Source organism: Cellvibrio fibrivorans (assembly GCF_031457055.1).
GTDB lineage: Bacteria > Pseudomonadota > Gammaproteobacteria > Pseudomonadales > Cellvibrionaceae > Cellvibrio > Cellvibrio fibrivorans.
Genome location: NZ_JAVDVX010000001.1, coordinates 14,539 through 34,318 on the forward strand (window position 1 = coordinate 14,539; position 19,780 = coordinate 34,318).

The following is a 19,780-nucleotide window of genomic DNA, read 5'->3' on the forward strand; positions in this document are numbered from 1 at the left end:
CACCGTGTTTATCTATCAATAACGAAATGATTTTTCTGCACACTTTTTATTTCCGATAACGGCTCTCTCACTATTCGCCGCAGATAAATCTGCCGCACAAAAACCACCGTCAGCATCAGCAAATTCGCCGCCACCAAATTGTGTGCGACCGCATTTAACAGCGGAAGCTGCGCAACAATATTGATCAACCCCAGTGTTAATTGCAGCAAGAGTAATCCACCAATGCTGGCCGCTATGACACGTATAGTTTTAGTCACTGCCCTGCGCCAACATAAAAAGGCAAAGCTTCCCAACAACAGCAACGTCACCACCGCGCCCATACGGTGCAAAACATGGATGCTCATACGCGCTTCGTAGGGCAGCACACCATATTCGTAAGTGTCGTGCCCCAGCGGCAAGCTAAAGGCCGACTGCAATGAAAACCTGTCGTTCCAACCAGCTTCACACACGGGTAATTGATAGCAGACCGCGGCGGCGTAATTACTCGATGTCCATCCCCCCAGTGCAATTTGCAGCACCAACACCAAGACTGTCAGATAGCCTAATGGCAAAAGTGAATTCAACCCTGGTTCCCGATATTTTTTTATATCGAGCCCAATTGAATCGGTATTCATTACTTTTATTTTCCACGCAAGCTCCACCCGCAATAAGGCCAACAGCGTGAAGAGTGCAAAACCACCCAGCAAATGGGCAAGAACAACCAGCGGTAATAAATTCAATGTGACTGTCCACATACCCAAAGCCGCTTGAACAATTACCAACAGTAAAATGATTCCACTCAACAACCTGAATTTTTTAAGCCATAAACTGACAATCGCAATCGCCAATACACACAAACCTAATAATCCGGCGATATAACGATGCAACATTTCATTGTGCGCTTTGTGCGGTTCTATTTGCGCATCGGGAAATTTTGTTTGAGCTTCGGCGATATGTCCGTCGTGAAGAGGAGCAGTCAATTTTCCGTAACAGCCTGGCCAATCCGGGCAGCCAAGCCCGGCATCGGTAAGGCGGGTATAGGCGCCCAGAGCGATTACCATCAGGGTTAACGCAAGCGTGACATTCACCAGCGCAGCAAAACGGTTCATGCACCACTCCTGTCGTAATTGATCAAGCGCAATAAATCTGTGCGAATATCGCGTGCGAGATCGCGCATATGCTCAGGATTACTATCAACGGGATAACGTAGTAATACCAAACCACGCTGGTTAACAATCACTATCTGGTTCTGCAATTCAGTCGCCGCACTTTGTTCGGGCTGCCAACCCAGCGCCGGAAATTGTTTTAATTGGGCGGGCTCTTGTGCTGCCATTACCACCGGTTTTATTTTTAATTGTTTGCGCCCCATACCCGCGTAAAGTTGTTGCAATGTAAAAAGTGCCTGCTCGCACTCCTGGTCGCACGCAGCAGCCTGTACATAAACCAAATGCCAATGCACACTTGCATCGGCAAACGTATCTTGTAATGATTTGTCTTGTGATGAATGAGTTAGATCAGGCAACAATTGAATTTCATGTTGCAACCATTGGCCTTTATTGTTGCCGCCTTGGCTAAACCAGCCCATAGATAAACTGAGCTGGGCAGCAATCAGCGGTACCGCAGCACAGGCAATGAACAATATAAAAAATTTTCGGCTACTCATAATTCAATTCCCTGCGGATGTTTGCGGGCGCTTGCAAGCAATGCGATAACGACTACGGCAATGGCCAATAAAAACCATTGCAGAGCATAAGCCTTGTGCCGCTCCGGTGGCAAAATTACCGGGCGATAATGAATCAGATAGGGAGAATTTTTTTCCTGATAAGTAAGGCCATAAATTAATGGCCGATTGAGATGAACGGAAAGGGATTCAATATCGACCTGTTGGATGCGCATTGGCCACGTACCTTTATTTTCAATATTGGTACCCAATAAAACTCCTGTGATCCGCGAGCGGAAAATGCCTTGCACGCGCATTTCAGTGGGGATGTCCAATGCCGGTAAAACATCGCGCTGCAGCGGTGCAGCCACCCAGCCCAAATTTACCAGTAGTGCAGCAGGCTTCTCTTGTGAAGCGCCATGTACAGGGTCTGATGCTGAAACATCTTCAACGGCGATAATGACATCGTAACCAATGCGGCCATTCACCATTTTGTTATCAACTAACCACACCATGGGCGCTAACCAACGGCCCATAAAATCCATTTGTACTCCATCGCGACCAATTGCATTTATTGTCGTTAAGCGCGCAATGTCTACCGCACCCTGCTGCTGCCATTTGGCAATGCGTGCGAGGGTCTGCGTTTTTTCTGCGGCGCGCTGCCATTGCCAAAACGACAGGCCCAACAACAGCGCCAGCACCAATAGATTAATCAACACCCATGGCCAGCGAACTACCCAATAGCGATTAAACGCTATAATGGTCATACACTCATCACTCCTACAGAGGTGTTTCCATGTGGATCAAAATAATTCTGGTAACGCTATTAGCAATTGTAGTATTCAGTTTATTTCAGGCATTGATTGTGATGCTGAAAAATGATGAGGCCGCACCCAAGATGTCAAAATTTTTGGGGCGACGCCTGATCTTCTCCGCCGTCGTCATTTTATTTTTAATCATCTTGTTACTAACCGGTGTTATTACGCCCCATCCACGCCCCTATTGATTCCGGATACTGACAACAACCCTTACAACACATAGACAAACACAAACAGGTTTAACCAAACCACATCGACAAAATGCCAATACCAGGCCGCTGCCTGAAAACCAAAATGACGTTCAGGGGTAAAGTGGCCTTTAATAACAATGCGCAAAAAAATCACAGTTAAAAAAATCGCCCCAAGCGTGACGTGTAAACCGTGAAAGCCAGTAAGCAAAAAGAAAGTATTACCGTAAACCCCCGAGTCAAGACGCAGGCCTAACTCTTGATAAGAGTGAACATATTCATGACCTTGCAAATATAAAAAGCACACACCGAGGATGATGGTTAACAACAGGAAAAATCCTAACTGGGTATATTTGCGCTGCTCTATGCCAACATGAGCAAATTGCAAGGTGACCGATGAGGCAAGCAAAATAAGGGTGTTATAAAGTGGGATCCCTTCCCATGGCATAGCTTGGGTTTCTAAGCCACCCGGGGTTTTAGTCAGCGGCCAGATAGCTTCAAAATTCGGCCAGAGTACTTCAGCAGTCATCACATTATTGCTCGCCCCATCCAACCAGGGCACAGCAATCATCCGCGCATAAAAGAGCGCTCCAAAAAACGCCATGAAAAACATAATCTCGGAAAAAATAAACCAACTCATCCCCTGGCGAAAAGAGCGATCCATTTGCTGGCTGTACAGCCCATCCATAGACTCATCAATAATATTGCTGAACCAACCGAACAACATATAAAACAACAAGGCAAAACCAACAATAATAAATAGCCAGCCAAAACCATGCTGATCTTTGGCGAGCGCATTAATCCAGATTGCAGCACCATAACCGAGCAAAAAAAGGGCTATTGCCCCTAAAATTGGCCAACTACTTTGATGGGGGACATAATATTTTTGATAAACAGTACCCATGGTAATTCCTCCACTAGCACAGATGAACAGTCTACTAACGAAGCCTATCGCCCAACTGTTTGCGGCGTATTGTTATACAAACGATAAGACAACGTGATAGTCGTAAAATGACTCGGCAAATCCGGGTCTATATAAAATTGCACGGGCATGGCTTTAGCCTGATGCGCATCCAGCGGTTGCTCTACAAAACAAAAACATTCTATTTTTTTAAAGTAGCGTGCAGCCTCGCCCGGTGATACTGACGGCACTGCTCTGCCAATCGTCGCTGCGCCACTCAGGTTTTCCACCAAAAAATTAACGATCTTTACCTGCCCGGGATGCACACTGATACGGGTAAGTTCCGGTGCAAAACTCCAGGGAATACCGGCGTCGCGGTTCGCTAAAAACTCCACCGAAATGTCACGACTTTCATCGATGCGGCGCGATGCGGGTGCAGCGGTATTTTCCGTTTTTCCATTAATGCCGGTGTAACGACAAAACACATCGTACAAAGGCACCAATGCAAAACCAAAACCAAACATTGCAATACAAATCAATACCAATTTGCGTACCAGTAACCTGTGCGACACCATTTTTTTCTCCGCCACACGTGCATCAATTTGTTAATTGATCATTTCACATTAGGTGGTGTTTGAAAGGTGTGGTAAGGCGCGGGGGACGGAATTTCCCACTCCAACCCATGCGCGCCTTCCCATACTTGTGTGCTTGCCTTTTCACCTTTGCGCCGCATACAGCGCACCACACACCATACAAAAATTAACTGCGACAAACCAAACAGGGCACCGCCAATACTGATAAAGGCATTCATATCGGCAAACTGCAATGCGTAATCCGGAATACGGCGCGGCATACCTGCTAGGCCAACAAAGTGCATCGGGAAAAACAACATATTCACTGATATTAATGAACACCAAAAATGCCATTGCCCCAAACGCTCGCTATACATCACGCCCGTCCATTTGGGAATCCAAAAATAAACTCCCGAGATAATGCCAAAAAGCGCTCCAGTCACTAACACATAATGAAAATGCGCGACGACAAAATAGGTATCCTGATATTGAAAATCTGCAGGAATAATGGCGAGCATTAATCCCGACAGTCCGCCGATGGTAAACAACACTATAAATGCCACCGCAAACATCATCGGCGTTTCAAAAGTCATGGAACCACGCCACATAGTCGCCACCCAATTAAATACTTTTACTCCTGTGGGCACGGCGATCAACATAGTGGTATACATAAAAAACAATTCAGCAGCTACCGGCATACCGGTAGTAAACATATGGTGCGCCCACACAATAAATGACAGGAACGCAATACTCGCCGTTGCGATCACCATAGATTCATAACCAAATAAAGGTTTGCGTGCAAAAGTGGGAATGATGCTGGAGACGATACCAAAAGCAGGCAAAATCATAATGTACACTTCAGGGTGTCCGAAGAACCAAAAAATATGCTGAAATAAAACCGGATCACCACCACCCGCGGCGTTAAAAAAGCTGGTACCAAAATATTTATCGGTGAGCACCATAGTCACAGTACCGGCAAGCACTGGCATAACCGCAATCAATAAAAATGCTGTAATTAACCAGGTCCACACAAACAGCGGCATTTTCATCCAGGTCATACCCGGTGCACGCAAATTAAAAATGGTGACTATGACATTCATCGCGCCCATGATTGACGAGATACCGAGCAAGTGCACAGAGAATACAAAAAATGCGGTGCTGTCATTACTGTAGGTGGTTGAGAGCGGCGCATAAAAAGTCCAGCCCGCAGCAGGACCACCACCCTCCATAAACAAAGTCGATAACAGAATAAAAAACGAGAAAGGTAAAATCCAAAAACTCCAGTTATTCATGCGCGGCAGTGCCATATCCGGTGCGCCTATCATCATCGGCACCATCCAATTGGCGAGGCCGACAAATGCGGGCATAATCGCACCGAACACCATCACCAACCCATGCACTGTAGTCATCTGGTTAAAAAAATGTGGATCGACAAATTGCAATCCCGGTTGAAATAATTCTGCGCGAATGACCATCGCCAAACTACCACCGATAAACAACATCAGCAGTGCAAATAATAAATAGAGCGTGCCTATATCTTTGTGGTTGGTGGTATATAACCAGCGCGTAATACCTTTGGGTTTGTGATCGTGGTCATCGTGATGACCATCATTAATATCGAGGGCGCTTGAATTTTCTGTGCTCATTACTTATTCCCCTGCTTCTATAGCGGCAGCAACATCCGCCACTTGCACCAAGTCGCCGGTATTATTTCCCCAGGCATTGCGCTCATAGGTAATCACCGCCGCCAGCTCGCTGGTCGTTAATTGTTTTGCAAATGCCTGCATGGCCGTTGCCGGTTTGCCATAAACCACAATGTGAATGTGCGCGGAAATATCCTGAGTGACCATGGCACTGCCTTTAAGTGCAGGAATAGCGCCCGGCAAACCCTCACCTGAAATTTGATGGCACATAGCGCAATGGCTTTCGTATGTTTTTTCACCGAGCGCCATCAGCTCTTCCATGCTTTGGGTTTGTTGCGCTGCTTTTTCAGCTTCGGCTTTTGCCTGTGCTTGCAGCTCTACTTGCTCTGCCGCCCAGCGATCAAATTCTTCCGGTGTCCTTACATCGACGACCACTGGCATAAAGCCATGGTCCTTACCGCACAACTCAGCGCATTGGCCACGATAAATGCCGGGTTTGTCCACCTTGGTCCAGGTCTCGTTAATAAATCCGGGGTTGGCATCTTTTTTTATCGCAAATGCAGGCACCCACCAGGCGTGGATTACATCGTCAGCAGTCACCAGAAAACGAATTTTTTTACCAGTGGGAAGTACGAGAGGCTTATCAACATCGCGCAAATATAATTCGGTTTTTTCCGCGAGGTTATCGATCTGGTCCCGCGGCGTGGCGAGCATGGAATAGTATTCAATTGGATATTCCATGTATTTGTAGTGCCATTTCCATTGCGAGCCTGTGACTAACACCGTGAGATCCGCTTTAGAAGCGTCTTCCATCGCAATCAGGGTTTTGCTTGCGGGAATTGCCATCACCACCAAAATTACCACCGGTATAGCGGTCCATAACAATTCTATTTTTAAACTACCGTGAAACTGTTCAGCTTTAGCACCTTTGGACTTTCGGTGATAGATAATCGACCAAAACATCAACGCAAATACAATTGCACCTATGACACAGCAGATATAAAAAATCGCCATATGCAGGTCATACACCTGATGGCTGATATCGGTCGCGCCGCGTGTCATATTGTATTTTTCAGTTTGCGCCTGTAGCGGAGTGCTGATGAATAACATCCACATCAGCACCGGATAATTCGCCACGCATCTCAAGCTGGATAAATAGCGTTTCACTGCACGACTCCTTCTTATGGCTTTGGTCTTATGGCATTGATCTTATGAGTGTGGAAACGTGTAAACGAACAGATGAGCGAAGCCATCCCACAATCAATGAAGGAATATTGTTCTACTCACAACAATTCATAAAACGGTATATTAAAAATCATGTGCACAAAACGAACGGCAATAACCAAAGAGAATGACCTAAATATTGGCCATTGTTACTGCACCGCTTTTTTAGTAACCACTTTGTAGTAAAAAAGTAGCAACACACAGACGCTGGAAATCATCCAGCAACGGGAATCAGGTGAACAAATCCAGTCAACAAACCAGAACAAGGTGCGACCTGACAACAGAAATAGCCAACTGGCCAAAAAGCGGGGATAGCTACTGAAAAGCACGTTCATCAATCGCTTTTCAAATACCCAAGTCTTTGAAAACAAAGACACACAGCCAGAACACAGGACGTACCAGAAAACCGGACACCTCAATTCCAACAATCATCGGGAAACTTGAGCCACAGCGAGTGATTAAGCTTAAAAACTACTGAGAATAAAAAGCTACCCGATGGATTAACTATAAACCCATCGAGTTAAAACGCAAGGAGTAACACTTAAACAAAACATCAGCACTAAACACATTTTTTTATATAACAAAATAAGCTCAGCTTTATTGGCTTACTGCACTGGCAGCAGAGCTTTTTTCCTCACTCACGGCAACACAATAACTTTTAACTGCATCAGATGAGACTGCCTCAGCTGCAGGAGATTTAACACATTGTTCACCTTCGGCACAGGTCTCTGTGCATTCGGAACTCGCAACAGGCTGTACAACACGGTCATTCTTAATATTGCTTTTCGTTTTTATTTTTTGGTCAGCATAACTGTTACCTGCACTTACAAAAACCAACGCCATTATTGCTGCACACACAGACTTTATACGCATGATGATCGCTATCCTGTAGTTGATGTAAGCGCCAATCGTTAACAGCATTGGCGCTCCATTAAAGCATTTAATGAATTAGCAAGATACACAGAAACCAAATACTTGAAAGTGCAAGACCTAGAAACGCTAAATTTAGAAACGTTGCACTTAGAAACGAATCGCCCCCCCCAACATCAAACTGCTTTCATAATCACCATCGGTATAACTCAGCTCCGCACTTATATTGTCGGTGAAGAAATTACGAGCGCGGATAAAGTAGTCGGTGGTGCTTTCATTATCACTACCGGAATCATAAGAGCTATTGATAAAACCAGCACCCAAGCTCAAATGCCTGTCTAGGTAATAATCTACTGCACCTGTAATAATGTCATCGGTATCACTAATATCCGACTTCTCATAGCTGGCCTCAACATTCAACGCCTGTTCACCAGACAAAGGAATCACGTATTTACCATTGATATTCCACTCATCTGACACATCAACATCTTCAGTAAATTCAGACCAGACTAACAAACCGGTGACGGGTGCTATACCGGCTTTTACAAACCAGCTAGAGTCCCATTTGGATGATTCACTGCCCCCGTCAAAACTGCCCTCTGCTGGCCAGGAATATTTGGATTTGTATTCATTAACGCCAGCGCCCACATAAAACATGGTATTGGGAATATAAAAATCCACACCCAATGTGCGCAGATAAATATCGAGACGATCACCCTCTTCTTTGTATTCGTAATTACCAACTCCCAAATAGACATTGCTCGCCTTTTCAATAAAAGCGGCTTCAGCGAGTGGATGGCTTGCAGTATCTACAGGAGAAAAATAATATTTTCCTTCAAGGCCAACAAAATAACCTTCTTCGGAATCATCATTAACATCAATATCCGCATAAGACGCCGATATTTCACTTTGATAGGTTGCAGCAAGTGCAAAAGGGGCAACTAAAAAACCGGTAGCAGCAATAATGGCAGGCAATAATTTTAATTTCATAATCTATCCTCTGATATAAACAACAGCATCTGTAGTGATGCTTGGAGTCATACTAGAGGAAGAAAATTGAATTGAACCTGAACGTTACAGAGTGTTACAAATGAAGGTTATTTACTGTGCGGAACGCGTACATTAAGAGCAGAAAAAATTTACGCGAGGCAATCGCATGCAAACCAACGTTCATCTTCCAAACGCAATGCAGTGAGCGAACCACCCCATACGCAGCCGGTATCGAGTGCGTAAACATTTTCTACATCCGTACGGCCTTCGAGGGCAGCCCAGTGGCCAAACAGGATTCGTTGATCCCAGGTTTTGCGTTCGGCAAATGAAAACCAGGGCGCAAAGCCAATAGGCGCTGCATCGACACTTTCTTTCGTTTGCAATTCCAATTCACCGTCGGCGCTGCAAAAACGCATGCGCGTAAAGTAATTGGTGATTAAACGCAAACGGTCGACACCGGCGAGATTATCATTCCAGCGATTGGGTAAATTACCGTACATACCAGCGAGAAAGATTTCGACCTTATCGGTTTGCAACACATTTTCCACTTCGCGCGCATGCGCCAGGGCTTCAGATAAATCCCACTGGGGCGGGATGCCAGCATGTACCATAGTGAAATTCAAGAGCGGGTCATGATGCACTAATTTTTGCTGGCGCAACCAATAAACCAGATCGGCGCAATCGGGCGCGCGTAATAGTTCATCCAGCGTATCGTTTTTACCGCGTTTGCGCTGGCCGTAATACACGGCAATAAAATGCAGATCGTGATTACCCAATACGATGGTAATGGAATCGCGCAGCCGATATAAAAAGCGCAGTGTCTCTAGCGTATCCGGCCCACGATTAATTAAATCACCTGCAAGCCAAAGCTTATCTTTGGATGGATTGAATTTGATTTCCTGTAACAGGCATTGCAGCGGTTCAAGACAGCCTTGGATATCCCCAATTGCATAGGTTGCCATATCAATACCTGCTAACTTTTTTATCGAAAATGTTTGGAGAGAAACTAATGTACCGCGTGCGGCGGCACTAAAGCAAAAGTGGGGATAGGTGCATCAAACATAGCGCCTTCGTCAGTGCGCATATGGTAAGTGCCCTCCATTATTCCTGTTTCAGTCTCAAGAATTACACCACTGGTATAAGTGTAACTTTCACCCGGTTTGAGATGCGGCTGCTCGCCAACCACCCCCATGCCTTGCACTTCCTGTAATTTTTCATTGGCGTCGGTAATGCGCCAATGACGACTGATTAATTGTGCAGGCACATCACTTTTGTTCGCGATAGTGATGGTGTAGGTGTACACATAGCGGTGTTCGAGTGGGATGGATTGCGCTTCGACATAATTGGTGCGCACCAGGACCTGGATGTTCGACATGTTAATCAACCTCTTTCAATGGTTGGCCATTCAATGAAAGTTCGCCCAGCAAATTACTCATTGCGACATACTCAGGCAAACTGATTTCTTCCGGGCGCAATTGTAAATTCACCGGCAGGCTTTCCATTTGCTCGGCGGTCAGCAATTGTTTGAGTGAATTGCGCAGGGTTTTGCGCCGCTGCTGGAACGCCACATTTACCAGCGTCTCTAAACTTTTTATATTATTGGCGACATGTGGCAATTGTGCATGCGGAGTCAGACGCACAATGGCTGAATCGACTTTGGGAGCAGGATCAAATGATGTCGGCGGTACATCAAACAAATCTTCTACGGCGCAATAATATTGCACCATAATACCCAAGCGGCCATAAGCGCTATCGCCCGGTTGCGCCGCCATACGTTTGACCACTTCTTTCTGCAACATAAAATGCATGTCTTGCACGCGGTTCGCATAGGTAAGCAGATGAAAAATCAGCGGCGTAGATATGTTGTAAGGCAAGTTGCCGACGATACGTAGCGGTTGGCCATTTTTTATTAATTGTGCAAAATCAAATTGCAGCGCATCGGCCTGGAATAATTGGAAGTTGGGATGCTGCTCAAATTTCACTTTCAACCAGGGCACCAGATCGCGATCCAATTCAATCACGCTTAAATTTTCACAGCTGTCAGCGAGCAATTGCGTAATTGCACCTTTGCCAGGCCCAATCTCGACAATCAGATCGTCTTTTTTCGGGTGAACAGAGCGCGCTATGTCGCGAATGATGCCGTGATCAATCAAAAAGTTTTGGCCAAAACGTTTTCGCGCTTTGTGCTGGGATTCGTCATTAAGAAATTTTTTCATGCACATGTTCCAATAATTAGCGCGCGTGTTTTGCTTGCACCATCGCAAGGGCATAACTTAATGCGGTGCGTAAACTGCCCAAATCGGCTTTGCCAGTCGCCGCCAAATCCAATGCGGTACCGTGGTCTACCGAGGTGCGGATAATTGGCAAGCCGAGGGTAATATTCACCGCTTGGCCGAAACCTTTGTATTTTAATACCGGCAAACCCTGGTCGTGATACATCGCAAGTACCGCGTCAGCGTGATCCAGATATTTTGGTGTAAACAGTGTATCTGCTGGCAGTGGGCCGATTAAATTCATGCCGCGCGCGCGCAATTGTTTAAGTACCGGTTCGATGACTTCAATTTCTTCTCGCCCGAGATGCCCGCCTTCGCCAGCGTGGGGATTTAATCCGCACACCAAAATGCGCGGCTGTGCAATGCCAAATTGCACTTGCATATCGCGGTGCAAAATTTCCGTCACCTGTGTGAGTTCATCTTCCGTAATAGCAGCCGCGACATCTTTCAGCGGCAAATGGGTAGTCGCGAGTGCCACTCGCAAACCTTCCGTGGCAAGCATCATCACTACTTTTTCGGTATGGGTTTTTTCAGCAAGATATTCGGTATGGCCACTAAAAGCGATACCCGCATCATTGATAATACTTTTTTGCACTGGCCCGGTAACCAGCGCGGCAAAATGCCCGGCAACGCAGCCTTCGATAGCCGCATCCAGGGTGCGCAAAATGTAGGACGCGTTGTGCACATTAAGTTTGCCAGGCACGGCAGGTTCAGCGAGTGTAACGGGCAGTATTGCCAACTCACCCGCCGCACTCGGACGCGGCGCATCCTGCAGGTTAACTTCGCGCAACGTCAGGCTGAGCCCAAGTTGCTGTGCACGTGTTTGCAGTAAGTGCGGATCAGCAATGGCGACAATTTCATGTTGCTGCGCCTGTTGTGCGAGCGCAATAATAAGATCCGGGCCTATACCTGCCGGTTCGCCGGGGGTAAGTGCAATTCGATAACAGGGAACCATAATCATCTGAGCCTGAAAAAGTCACGATAAAAACACAGGATTCAAAATGCACAACGGCTAAAAACAAATTGCACATTTTTTCGTGCAATCTATTTTTAGCCGCCGGTAAAAAAGAGCGCTGGCTTAGAGTTTAATTTCGACGTAAGCCTCTTCGCGGATTTGTGTCAGCCAGAGTTGGAATTCTTCCTCAAAGCGACGTGAACGCAATACGTTGGCGGCTTGGTTGCGCTTCATTTTATCGCTCATATCTTCTTTGCGACGCTCGATCACTTGCAAAATATGCCAGCCAAATTGACTTTTGAATGGGCGGGTGATGCCACCTATGGAAGTATTGCCCATCGCCTCTTCAAATTCCGGTACAAACATGCCCGGTGTAGACCAACCCAAATCACCGCCGCTCAACATAGAGCCGGTATCTTCTGAATGCTCGCGGGCCAGCCTGCCAAAATCTTCACCTTTTTCGATCCGCGCTTTTAAATCCAACAGTTTCTGGCGCGCTTGGGCATCGTCCATAATTTCCGAGGTCTTTACCAATATGTGGCGCGCATGGGTCTGCTCAACCAATTGCTCGCCGCCGCCGCGCTGTTCAATATTTTTAAGGATATGGAAACCGGCACCGCTGCGGAAAGGTTTGGAGACTTGCCCTACCGCTAAATTCGCCATTTGGTTGCCAAACAGCTCCGGCAATTGCGCGAGTTTACGCCAGCCGATATCGCCACCTTGCAGGGCGGCTTGGTCGTTGGAGTAGCTAATCGCCATCTGCGAAAAATCGCTGCCACTTTGCAGTTTTTGATAAATATCGTTAGCTTGCTTTTCAGCAGCGGCAATCGCGTCAGCATCAGCGCTACTGGAGACTGCAATTAAAATATGGCCGATATGAAAATCCGGTGAGGTGGCAAATTTGCCATCGCTTGAAGCGAGGAAATTGTTAATGTCCTGATCGGTCACTTTGATGCGGCTATTCACCACACCTTGCTGCAAATGGCTGATGGTCAATTCGTTGCGCATTTGTTTGCGCAGACCATCGAGATTTAACCCCTGGGTTTTTAGATCAGCTTCAAGCTGCGCCAAGGTGATTTGATTTTTTTGCAGCACACGACCAATCGCCTGGTCGATTTCCGCCTCATCCACTTTAATTTCGTAACGCTCGGCCAAGCCCAGCTCAATGCGTTCGATAATCAATTGTTCTAGGATTTGTTTATTGAGCACATCCTCCGGCGGCAGCTGTTGGTATTGGCCTTTCAAGCGCTCCAGGATAGATGCTTTGCGATCATCCAACTCACTTTGCAGTACCACATCTTTATCGACAATCGCCACCACGCGATCCAGTGATACCGCATTGCTTTGGGCCAGGCCGAGCTGGCTGGTCGCCAGAAGCAAACCGCCCAGCAATAGCGTCCAGCCCATATGCAATGAATGTGGCTTGTTTTGGTTCTTACTCATAATTCAATCACTGTTTTATTGTAGAGATGCTTCACGCTCGCCGTAGCCAAACATAGCTTTGTCGAGCAGGTTACTAATACGTTGACTCAAGCTGCCGAAGCCGCGCAATTGCACTTCGATAAACACACCGCGGTCATAATCGTCGCTGCTGAGGTTTTCCATAAAGTCGGGACTAAAATCGAAATCCACCCACTGCCGCGCTAGCACGCGGATGCGGTAGCAGCAATCGGTGTATTCGAGCCCGGCAAAGGTGTCGAGTTCCGCATTGTACGTAAAATCGTAGTTGGCGCGGGCAATTACTGACCATTGACTGGAAACTGGCCAGAGTGTGGTGACATCTATCTGGTTCAGGGTTTCACCGATGTTCGGTGTGGTTTCCAGTGGGCTGAGCGATACCGGATCGCGGCTGTAGCGATAGCCAAGGTTCAGGATCCGGTACTGCTCATCCATATAATTCAAGCTGGTGCTAACGGTGTTCACCTGCTCTTGCTGGTGATCATAAAGTACATCGCTGCTGATGCGCAGGTGATCGCCAATCAGAGTACTTGCCTGCCCTGCCACTGCCGAGCTGGTACGGGTATTGGCATAGGCGTCATCGTCATTGAGGATGCTGACTTCACGGTCTTCAAAATAGGTGATCTGACCAATACTCAGGCGCAAGCGCTCAACGCCGGTGTCGGATTCCACGAAGCGGCTGGTAAGGCCCAATGCGAGATGATTGGTGTCATCGATACGGTCGCCACCAGAGAAGCGCGAGTCACGAAACAACTGCTCGTAGGTGAAGATCAGATCCGATGTGTCAAAGTTGACATAGCTGGCATCAGAGGTGAGAGCGTAGAGCGAATCCTGATTTTCGTAATCGCGGTAGAGATAAAACGCGCGCGGCTCCAGAGTCTGGGTAAAGGCATCACCAAATAAGGCTTTGTCGCGCTCAAAATACAGCCCCATATCAAGCGAGCCTTGCGGGGCAGTGAATTGTTGGCTGCTTTCCGCATCAGTGCGCAGGTTAGTGGCTTCTAATTCATAGCCAAGGGTTTTCAAACCCACGCCCGGTTTTACATAACCAGCGGTGTATTCTTTATCCCAACTCAGTTTGTAATTGGTGCGCAAACGCTCGCCAACGATAAGGTTGGCCTCATCGCCCTCAAAGTAGCGGTTCATACCAAAGTGAGTATATTCATTATCCAGCTCGACCAGCCAGTCATTCACCCGGTATTGACCATCGGCATGCAGACGCGGCAATTCGCGATAAGGTAATTGCGTGCTGGTCAACAAACGAAACTCTTCCGCTTTGGCGCCCAGTTGCCAATGCTCGCTGTTGTAACCAGCGGCTGCGCGCTGGCGGATGTAAGCCTGGCGATTTAAATCCACGGCACTGCCGTCTACATCGCGGATGTAGTCGGTATCACTGACATCGGTGTAATCAATTTCAGTTGACCAAGGCTGGTTGCGCCCGCCGGTTTGCACCAGGTTGTACTGCCAGCGATCTTTGCCGAGATACTGTGGGTTGATCTCATCGTCGTCGCGGCCGGTATCTCCGCTGCGATCGTTATTCAGCGCGCTGCCGCTCAACTCACTATCAAACAATTCGGATTTGTGGCGCAGCTCAGTCGCGAGCATATAACCGTGTTCGGCGAGGTAGCGCGGCGTAATAGTGGCATCGTAATTAGGGGCGATATTCCAATAAAAGGGCGCAGAAAATTCGCCGATACCATCGCTCTCATCAAAGCCGATCGAGGGAAACAAAAAGCCTGTCAGACGGTCTGGCCCTACCGGAAAACGAAAATAAGGCGCATAGACAACTGGCACATCTTTGATATGCAAGCGCATATGTTTAGCCGTGCCGTAATGTTTATCGTTGTGCAGGGTGATATTCGAGCCTTTGATCAGCCAGGTATTATCGCCCGGCTCGCAGCTGGTAAATGTACCCTGATCAAGGCTGATAACAGCATCGCCAAATTTTTCCAAACTCTCCGCGCGACCGCGCACACGGGTTTCATAGAGCACAAAACGGGCGTTATCCAAACGGGCGTTGCCGGTGTTGGTATCGACATAAGCTTTGTCAGCACGCAACAATACTCCCGGCTCGCGCACCTGGATGTCACCATCCAGCTCCGCTTCTCGCGTAGTTTTATCAAAGGTGAAGGTATCCGCGCGGAACGAGCGGCGCCCTTGGGTCAGGCGCACATCGTCGCGCATGATGAATTTGGTTTGCTTTTCGGATTCCGAGTAATCGGCGGTACCAAAGATATTGGCTTTTTCCGGATCCATCTCCGACTCAACATCGTCGCGCGGCGGCGCCACATAGGCACCACAACAGGCGGTGGGCACCTGCGCTTTCTGCTCCGGGGTAAGCTCTTCCATGGGCACCCAATCCAATTCGCGCAGCTGCTCGTTGGGGTCTTTTTTAGGCGCCGATGCAGTGTCATCAGCCCAGGTTAAAGGCACAGACAATAGCAAAATCCCCGCGCACTGGGCTGCAACACACAGGGCTAGGCGGGAGCGAAGGAATTTATTGCGCAGATTCTGTTTGGAATGATTCTGGGTTGGAGCCATTAACCGCGGTCTCAAATAGGCGCGCCATACATATGCCGCCGAAAAATTGAGGCGATTCTACTGTAAACCGTCTGTACTGGGAATGAATTGGGGGAAATCACCTGACTGGGGTAGAATCCGCCCACTGAGGCACCCACACCCAACGCCCAACGCCCAACTAATAATTGACATAACGCCGGATCCCGCATGACCACCAATCACACCAGAGACAGCCCCAGCGCGCCAATCGATACCCGAAAGTTAGCCCTCACCAACTGGGTTACACAGCAAACATCTTTCGCGGAACACCCGATAGAACTGTTTAGCCTGGGCAGTGATGCGGGGTTTCGCCGCTACTTCCGCTATCAAACCCCATCGCAATGGCTGGCAGTCGATGCACCGCCCGCCAGCGAAGACACCCACCAGTTTCTCGCTATCGCCCGCCTTATCGAGCAACAAGGCGTGCGCAGCCCACGTATTGCCACCGCGGATGCAAACCAGGGCTTTTTGCTGGTAGAAGATATGGGCGACCGCTTGTTCTTCCGCGCAGTGAACACCGGTAACGTCGATGACCTCTATCAAATGGCGCTCAGCACCCTGCTGCAGCTTCAGCACATTCAGGATGATGCCGCACTTATCCCGCGTTACGACCGCGCACTTTTGCGCCGCGAGCTGGAAATTTTCAGCGAATGGTTTGCCGGTAAACTGCTCGGTCATCCACTCGCTACTGCAGAGAAAAAATTGCTCGATGAATTATTTATCCGGATGGAGGACAATGCACTCGCGCAACCGCAAACTTTTGTGCATCGCGACTACCATTCGCGCAATCTTTTATTGTTGGATGATAACGCGCTCGGTGTAATTGATTTCCAAGGCGCGCTTTGGGGCGGCGTGACTTACGATCTGGTCTCGCTGTTGCGCGACTGCTATCTGCACTGGCCAGCGGAAAAGGTAACAGGCTGGGCTTTGGATTATCGTCAACAGGCAATCAGCGCAAACATTATTCCGGATGTCAGTGAAACGGAATTCCTGCGCTGGTTTGACTGGCTCGGCTTACAGCGCCATATAAAAGTGCTCGGTATTTTTGCACGTTTAAATCTGCGTGATGGCAAAACCGGCTACCTGAATGATTTGCCGCTAGTGATTCGCTATACACTGGAAGTCGCCGAACAATATCCGGAACTAAAAGCCTTTGTGACTTGGTTTAAACAGACTTTATTACCACTCGCGCAACAACAATCCTGGTATCGGGACTATCAATCAGCAGGCGACCAATGAAAGCCATGATCCTCGCTGCCGGGCTCGGCAATCGCATGCGCCCACTCACCGATCACACCCCCAAACCGCTGCTGTGTGCGGGTGGCAAACCGCTGATTGAATACCATTTGGAAAACCTGCAGCGCGCGGGTATTCGCGAAGTCATTATCAACCTCGCCTATCTAGGCGAAAAAATTCGCTCGCACTTGGGTGATGGCCAACAATTTGGATTAAAGATCAGCTATTCCACCGAGCCCGAGCCACTGGAAACCGGCGGCGCTATTTTGCATGCGTTGGATTTACTCGGTGAAGAACCTTTTTTATTGATTAATGGCGATGTCTGGTGCGATCTGGAGTTTGCACAATTTATCCACCAGCCTATTGCTGAAAATATATTGTCGCAAAACCAGCTGGGGCATTTGCTGCTGGTACCTAATCCGGAATTTCATCCGCAGGGTGATTTTGCACTTGCCAGTAGCGGGCTATTACTTAATGATCCCGAAAAACCTGATGGCCCAAAAAAAATAGCCCCACAGCGATTCACTTTTGGTGGTATCAGCTTGCTCAAACCGGAATTAATCGCCGCCTACCCGGATAAACGCAAAAAATTCCCCTTGGTAGAAGTGTTACGCCGCGCAATAAGCAACGAGCAAATCACAGGACAAGTCCATCGCGGACACTGGAGTGATGTTGGAACCCCGGTGCGATTACACCTACTGGAAGATTATCTTTCAGCCAAATTAATCAACACTGAACATAAATAATCAATCTCTACCACCACAACACAAAAAGGACGCATCATGTTAAAAGCCGATTTCAGTTCACCCAACCCAATCAGCTTGGGCAAAATTATTCCCGCGATTGTTATACTTTTTCTTATCACCGTGCTTTATGGCAGCTGGTACACCGTTGACCAGGGCGAGCGCGGCGTACATTTGCGCAACGGCAAAATCATCGGCACTGCAGCACCGGGTTTGGGCTTTAAAATTCCCCTTATCGATTCAGTAGTAAAAATATCTACCCAAACACACACGGCAAGCTATCAAGAATTACAGGCCTACAGCCGCGACCAACAACCCGCCACCATCCGCGCCTCGGTCACCTTCAGTGTCCCCGCAGATAGAGTGGAAGAAGTGTATGAAAATTTCAAAAGTATCGATTCAATGATCGCGCGTCTTGTCGATCGCCAGGTACCCACCCAAGTGGAAAATATTTTTGGTAAATATACCGCCATCTCAGTTGTGCAAGAGCGGATTAAATTCGGTATCGATGTCACCGATGCCATCACCAAATCTATTAACGGTCCAATCGTGATCAATTCGGTGCAGATTGAAAATATCGATTTCAGCGCGGCCTATGAAAAATCGGTTGAAGACCGCATGCGCGCAGAGGTGGAAGTACAGACGCAAAAACAAAACTTGGAAAAAGAGCGTGTGAGTGCGCAAATTGCAGTGACCAAGGCACAAGCCGAAGCAGATTCACAACTTGCACGCTCCAAAGCCGAGGCAGAAAGTATTCGGATAAAGGGTGACGCAGAAGCCTCAGCAATTAAAAGCCGCGCGGAAGCATTGGCGCAAAACCAAAATTTGATCGAATTGACCAAGGCAGAAAAATGGGACGGACAGTTACCAAAAACCATGCTGCCCAACGGCACCTTGCCATTTTTTAATACCAACAAATAGAAACTCTTGCGACAGATACAACAAGGGCGCCCTTATCGGCGCCCTCTTTATATTCGATGTTGATTTGCTTCAAGAAGAACTAATTCATCGCCAACAATTGCATTGCGCCCAGCTCATTGACATGTAAGACCAATTGAATATCGTTGTTTGATGTATCCACCACCTTACCATTGAGCAGCAATTCCGTTTTAATCGGATACACCCCCTGCGGCAAACCTTCGGGCAAGGTAAATGAAAATTCATTTTGGTAGCGCCCACCTTTTTTGGTTTTTTCATTGACCGGTTTGGTGAAGTTTTTTAACTCTTTGGTGTTGTCTTCATTGTCATAAATAACAATGCTTTCTTCGATCAATGCTGTTTTTTGTTTAGTGCCCGGGACTACCACTATATCGGATTGGATAATTACCTCTTTGCCAGGCTCAACCACGTTACCGGGAAGGGTTTTGGTGGTGTATTCAGTCGCGGTAGGTTCGGTCGGCAGGTTATTATTTTGGGCTTTATATTCCTCGGCAACTTGCTCTTCTTTAGCAATGCGCTCGGAGCGATGCTTGATAATCATTTTAGTGAGTACTGTCACCGCAACAGCAACCGCCGCCACACGCGCAACCGCTTTAAGATGCTCGCGATTTTTACAGCCCTGGTCACCACTTTTACATTTATGCGAGCGGTCGATATTGTCTTTCAGATCGCCCAAACTAAATGCCTGCGCCGGATTAACCAAGACACAAAACAACATAAAGATTATCGCTTTGGTTTTCATAATTGCCGCACCTTGACCTATTGATTATTG

The 19,780-nt window shown here is 47.6% G+C and carries 20 protein-coding genes; 4 read left to right on the forward strand and 16 right to left on the reverse strand.

From position 1 onward, the window contains the following. Positions 1-8 precede the first annotated feature (8 nt). Genes J2X05_RS00085 through J2X05_RS00095 form a run of 3 tightly spaced genes read right to left on the reverse strand, consistent with a single transcriptional unit; the run spans position 9 to position 2,406 of the window. Positions 9-1,088 carry a COX15/CtaA family protein gene (locus J2X05_RS00085; RefSeq protein WP_310067098.1) on the reverse strand — a complete coding sequence of 360 codons (1,080 nt, stop codon included), beginning with the start codon at positions 1,086-1,088 and terminating at the stop codon, positions 9-11. Then, a complete protein-coding gene (locus J2X05_RS00090; RefSeq protein ID WP_310067101.1) occupies positions 1,085-1,642 on the reverse strand; it encodes a redox-active disulfide-containing membrane protein in 558 nt (185 codons plus the stop codon). Before J2X05_RS00090 ends, J2X05_RS00085 begins: the two co-directional genes overlap by 4 nt. After that, positions 1,639-2,406, reverse strand: coding sequence for an SURF1 family protein (locus J2X05_RS00095; protein ID WP_310067103.1), 768 nt, complete (start codon positions 2,404-2,406; stop codon positions 1,639-1,641). Before J2X05_RS00095 ends, J2X05_RS00090 begins: the two co-directional genes overlap by 4 nt. Positions 2,407-2,435: 29 nt before the next feature. Here J2X05_RS00095 and J2X05_RS00100 point away from each other — a divergent pair, with 29 nt between their 5' ends. Next, positions 2,436-2,645: a DUF2909 domain-containing protein gene (locus J2X05_RS00100; RefSeq protein ID WP_310067105.1), complete on the forward strand. Its 210-nt coding sequence runs from the start codon at positions 2,436-2,438 to the stop codon at positions 2,643-2,645. A 22-nt stretch (positions 2,646-2,667) separates the two neighbouring features. Here J2X05_RS00100 and J2X05_RS00105 read toward each other — a convergent pair whose 3' ends face one another. From J2X05_RS00105 to J2X05_RS00160, 12 genes are all read right to left on the reverse strand, one after another. After that, positions 2,668-3,549 carry a cytochrome c oxidase subunit 3 gene (locus J2X05_RS00105; RefSeq protein ID WP_310067107.1) on the reverse strand — a complete coding sequence of 294 codons (882 nt, stop codon included), beginning with the start codon at positions 3,547-3,549 and terminating at the stop codon, positions 2,668-2,670. Positions 3,550-3,593: 44 nt separating this feature from the next. Then, positions 3,594-4,121, reverse strand: coding sequence for a cytochrome c oxidase assembly protein (locus tag J2X05_RS00110; RefSeq protein ID WP_310067109.1), 528 nt, complete (start codon positions 4,119-4,121; stop codon positions 3,594-3,596). Positions 4,122-4,159: 38 nt separating this feature from the next. After that, positions 4,160-5,764, reverse strand: a complete 1,605-nt coding sequence (gene ctaD, locus J2X05_RS00115) for a cytochrome c oxidase subunit I (protein WP_310067110.1) — start codon at positions 5,762-5,764, stop codon at positions 4,160-4,162. A 3-nt stretch (positions 5,765-5,767) separates the two neighbouring features. Next, positions 5,768-6,928: a cytochrome c oxidase subunit II gene (gene coxB, locus J2X05_RS00120; RefSeq protein WP_310067117.1), complete on the reverse strand. Its 1,161-nt coding sequence runs from the start codon at positions 6,926-6,928 to the stop codon at positions 5,768-5,770. 654 nt (positions 6,929-7,582) lie between these two features. Further along, positions 7,583-7,906: a hypothetical protein gene (locus J2X05_RS00125; protein ID WP_310067120.1), complete on the reverse strand. Its 324-nt coding sequence runs from the start codon at positions 7,904-7,906 to the stop codon at positions 7,583-7,585. A gap of 99 nt (positions 7,907-8,005) precedes the next feature. After that, positions 8,006-8,845, reverse strand: a complete 840-nt coding sequence (locus J2X05_RS00130) for a putative porin (RefSeq protein WP_310067124.1) — start codon at positions 8,843-8,845, stop codon at positions 8,006-8,008. Between the two features lie 149 nt (positions 8,846-8,994). Then, on the reverse strand, positions 8,995-9,807 hold the full coding sequence (locus J2X05_RS00135; protein WP_310067127.1) for a symmetrical bis(5'-nucleosyl)-tetraphosphatase: 813 nt from the start codon (positions 9,805-9,807) through the stop codon (positions 8,995-8,997). Between the two features lie 44 nt (positions 9,808-9,851). Then, the gene (gene apaG, locus J2X05_RS00140) at positions 9,852-10,220 is read right to left on the reverse strand and encodes a Co2+/Mg2+ efflux facilitator ApaG/CorD (protein WP_310067130.1); all 369 of its coding nucleotides are present in this window, start codon (positions 10,218-10,220) and stop codon (positions 9,852-9,854) included. Between the two features lies 1 nt (position 10,221). Then, positions 10,222-11,061 carry a 16S rRNA (adenine(1518)-N(6)/adenine(1519)-N(6))-dimethyltransferase RsmA gene (gene rsmA, locus J2X05_RS00145; protein ID WP_310067133.1) on the reverse strand — a complete coding sequence of 280 codons (840 nt, stop codon included), beginning with the start codon at positions 11,059-11,061 and terminating at the stop codon, positions 10,222-10,224. Between the two features lie 16 nt (positions 11,062-11,077). Next, positions 11,078-12,079, reverse strand: a complete 1,002-nt coding sequence (gene pdxA / locus J2X05_RS00150) for a 4-hydroxythreonine-4-phosphate dehydrogenase PdxA (RefSeq protein ID WP_374725237.1) — start codon at positions 12,077-12,079, stop codon at positions 11,078-11,080. 117 nt (positions 12,080-12,196) lie between these two features. Beyond that, positions 12,197-13,516: a peptidylprolyl isomerase gene (locus J2X05_RS00155; protein WP_310067136.1), complete on the reverse strand. Its 1,320-nt coding sequence runs from the start codon at positions 13,514-13,516 to the stop codon at positions 12,197-12,199. A gap of 15 nt (positions 13,517-13,531) precedes the next feature. Continuing rightward, complete coding sequence (locus J2X05_RS00160; RefSeq protein WP_310069399.1) at positions 13,532-15,964, reverse strand: LPS-assembly protein LptD; 2,433 nt, start codon at positions 15,962-15,964, stop codon at positions 13,532-13,534. 294 nt (positions 15,965-16,258) lie between these two features. On the opposite strand from J2X05_RS00160, the gene J2X05_RS00165 reads away from it, so the two are divergent. The 3 genes from J2X05_RS00165 to J2X05_RS00175 are packed head-to-tail and all read left to right on the forward strand — an operon-like array spanning position 16,259 to position 18,990. Then, positions 16,259-17,329 carry an aminoglycoside phosphotransferase family protein gene (locus J2X05_RS00165; RefSeq protein WP_310067139.1) on the forward strand — a complete coding sequence of 357 codons (1,071 nt, stop codon included), beginning with the start codon at positions 16,259-16,261 and terminating at the stop codon, positions 17,327-17,329. Next, complete coding sequence (murU, locus tag J2X05_RS00170; protein ID WP_310067141.1) at positions 17,326-18,072, forward strand: N-acetylmuramate alpha-1-phosphate uridylyltransferase MurU; 747 nt, start codon at positions 17,326-17,328, stop codon at positions 18,070-18,072. Before J2X05_RS00165 ends, murU begins: the two co-directional genes overlap by 4 nt. A 36-nt stretch (positions 18,073-18,108) precedes the next feature. Beyond that, the gene (locus tag J2X05_RS00175) at positions 18,109-18,990 is read left to right on the forward strand and encodes an SPFH domain-containing protein (RefSeq protein ID WP_310067145.1); all 882 of its coding nucleotides are present in this window, start codon (positions 18,109-18,111) and stop codon (positions 18,988-18,990) included. Between the two features lie 79 nt (positions 18,991-19,069). Here the strand turns inward: J2X05_RS00175 and J2X05_RS00180 are convergent, their stop codons facing one another. Continuing rightward, positions 19,070-19,750 (reverse strand): hypothetical protein, encoded by a 681-nt coding sequence (locus tag J2X05_RS00180; protein WP_310067147.1) that lies wholly within the window; start codon positions 19,748-19,750, stop codon positions 19,070-19,072. Positions 19,751-19,780: the final 30 nt, after the last annotated feature.

Bases quoted from the DNA above. Each gene is read 5' to 3' on its own strand.
- murU (WP_310067141.1), top strand. From the start codon at position 17,326: ATGAAAGCCATGATCCTCGCTGCCGGGCTCGGCAATCGCATGCGCCCA.
- J2X05_RS00105 (WP_310067107.1), bottom strand. From the start codon at position 3,549: ATGGGTACTGTTTATCAAAAATATTATGTCCCCCATCAAAGTAGTTGG.
- J2X05_RS00090 (WP_310067101.1), bottom strand. From the start codon at position 1,642: ATGAGTAGCCGAAAATTTTTTATATTGTTCATTGCCTGTGCTGCGGTA.
- ctaD (WP_310067110.1), bottom strand. From the start codon at position 5,764: ATGAGCACAGAAAATTCAAGCGCCCTCGATATTAATGATGGTCATCAC.
- J2X05_RS00155 (WP_310067136.1), bottom strand. From the start codon at position 13,516: ATGAGTAAGAACCAAAACAAGCCACATTCATTGCATATGGGCTGGACG.
- J2X05_RS00180 (WP_310067147.1), bottom strand. From the start codon at position 19,750: ATGAAAACCAAAGCGATAATCTTTATGTTGTTTTGTGTCTTGGTTAAT.
- J2X05_RS00135 (WP_310067127.1), bottom strand. From the start codon at position 9,807: ATGGCAACCTATGCAATTGGGGATATCCAAGGCTGTCTTGAACCGCTG.
- J2X05_RS00125 (WP_310067120.1), bottom strand. From the start codon at position 7,906: ATGCTGTTAACGATTGGCGCTTACATCAACTACAGGATAGCGATCATC.
- J2X05_RS00130 (WP_310067124.1), bottom strand. From the start codon at position 8,845: ATGAAATTAAAATTATTGCCTGCCATTATTGCTGCTACCGGTTTTTTA.
- apaG (WP_310067130.1), bottom strand. From the start codon at position 10,220: ATGTCGAACATCCAGGTCCTGGTGCGCACCAATTATGTCGAAGCGCAA.
- rsmA (WP_310067133.1), bottom strand. From the start codon at position 11,061: ATGAAAAAATTTCTTAATGACGAATCCCAGCACAAAGCGCGAAAACGT.
- J2X05_RS00085 (WP_310067098.1), bottom strand. From the start codon at position 1,088: ATGAACCGTTTTGCTGCGCTGGTGAATGTCACGCTTGCGTTAACCCTG.
- J2X05_RS00095 (WP_310067103.1), bottom strand. From the start codon at position 2,406: ATGACCATTATAGCGTTTAATCGCTATTGGGTAGTTCGCTGGCCATGG.
- J2X05_RS00100 (WP_310067105.1), top strand. From the start codon at position 2,436: ATGTGGATCAAAATAATTCTGGTAACGCTATTAGCAATTGTAGTATTC.
- J2X05_RS00175 (WP_310067145.1), top strand. From the start codon at position 18,109: ATGTTAAAAGCCGATTTCAGTTCACCCAACCCAATCAGCTTGGGCAAA.
- J2X05_RS00110 (WP_310067109.1), bottom strand. From the start codon at position 4,121: ATGGTGTCGCACAGGTTACTGGTACGCAAATTGGTATTGATTTGTATT.
- J2X05_RS00165 (WP_310067139.1), top strand. From the start codon at position 16,259: ATGACCACCAATCACACCAGAGACAGCCCCAGCGCGCCAATCGATACC.
- pdxA (WP_374725237.1), bottom strand. From the start codon at position 12,079: ATGATTATGGTTCCCTGTTATCGAATTGCACTTACCCCCGGCGAACCG.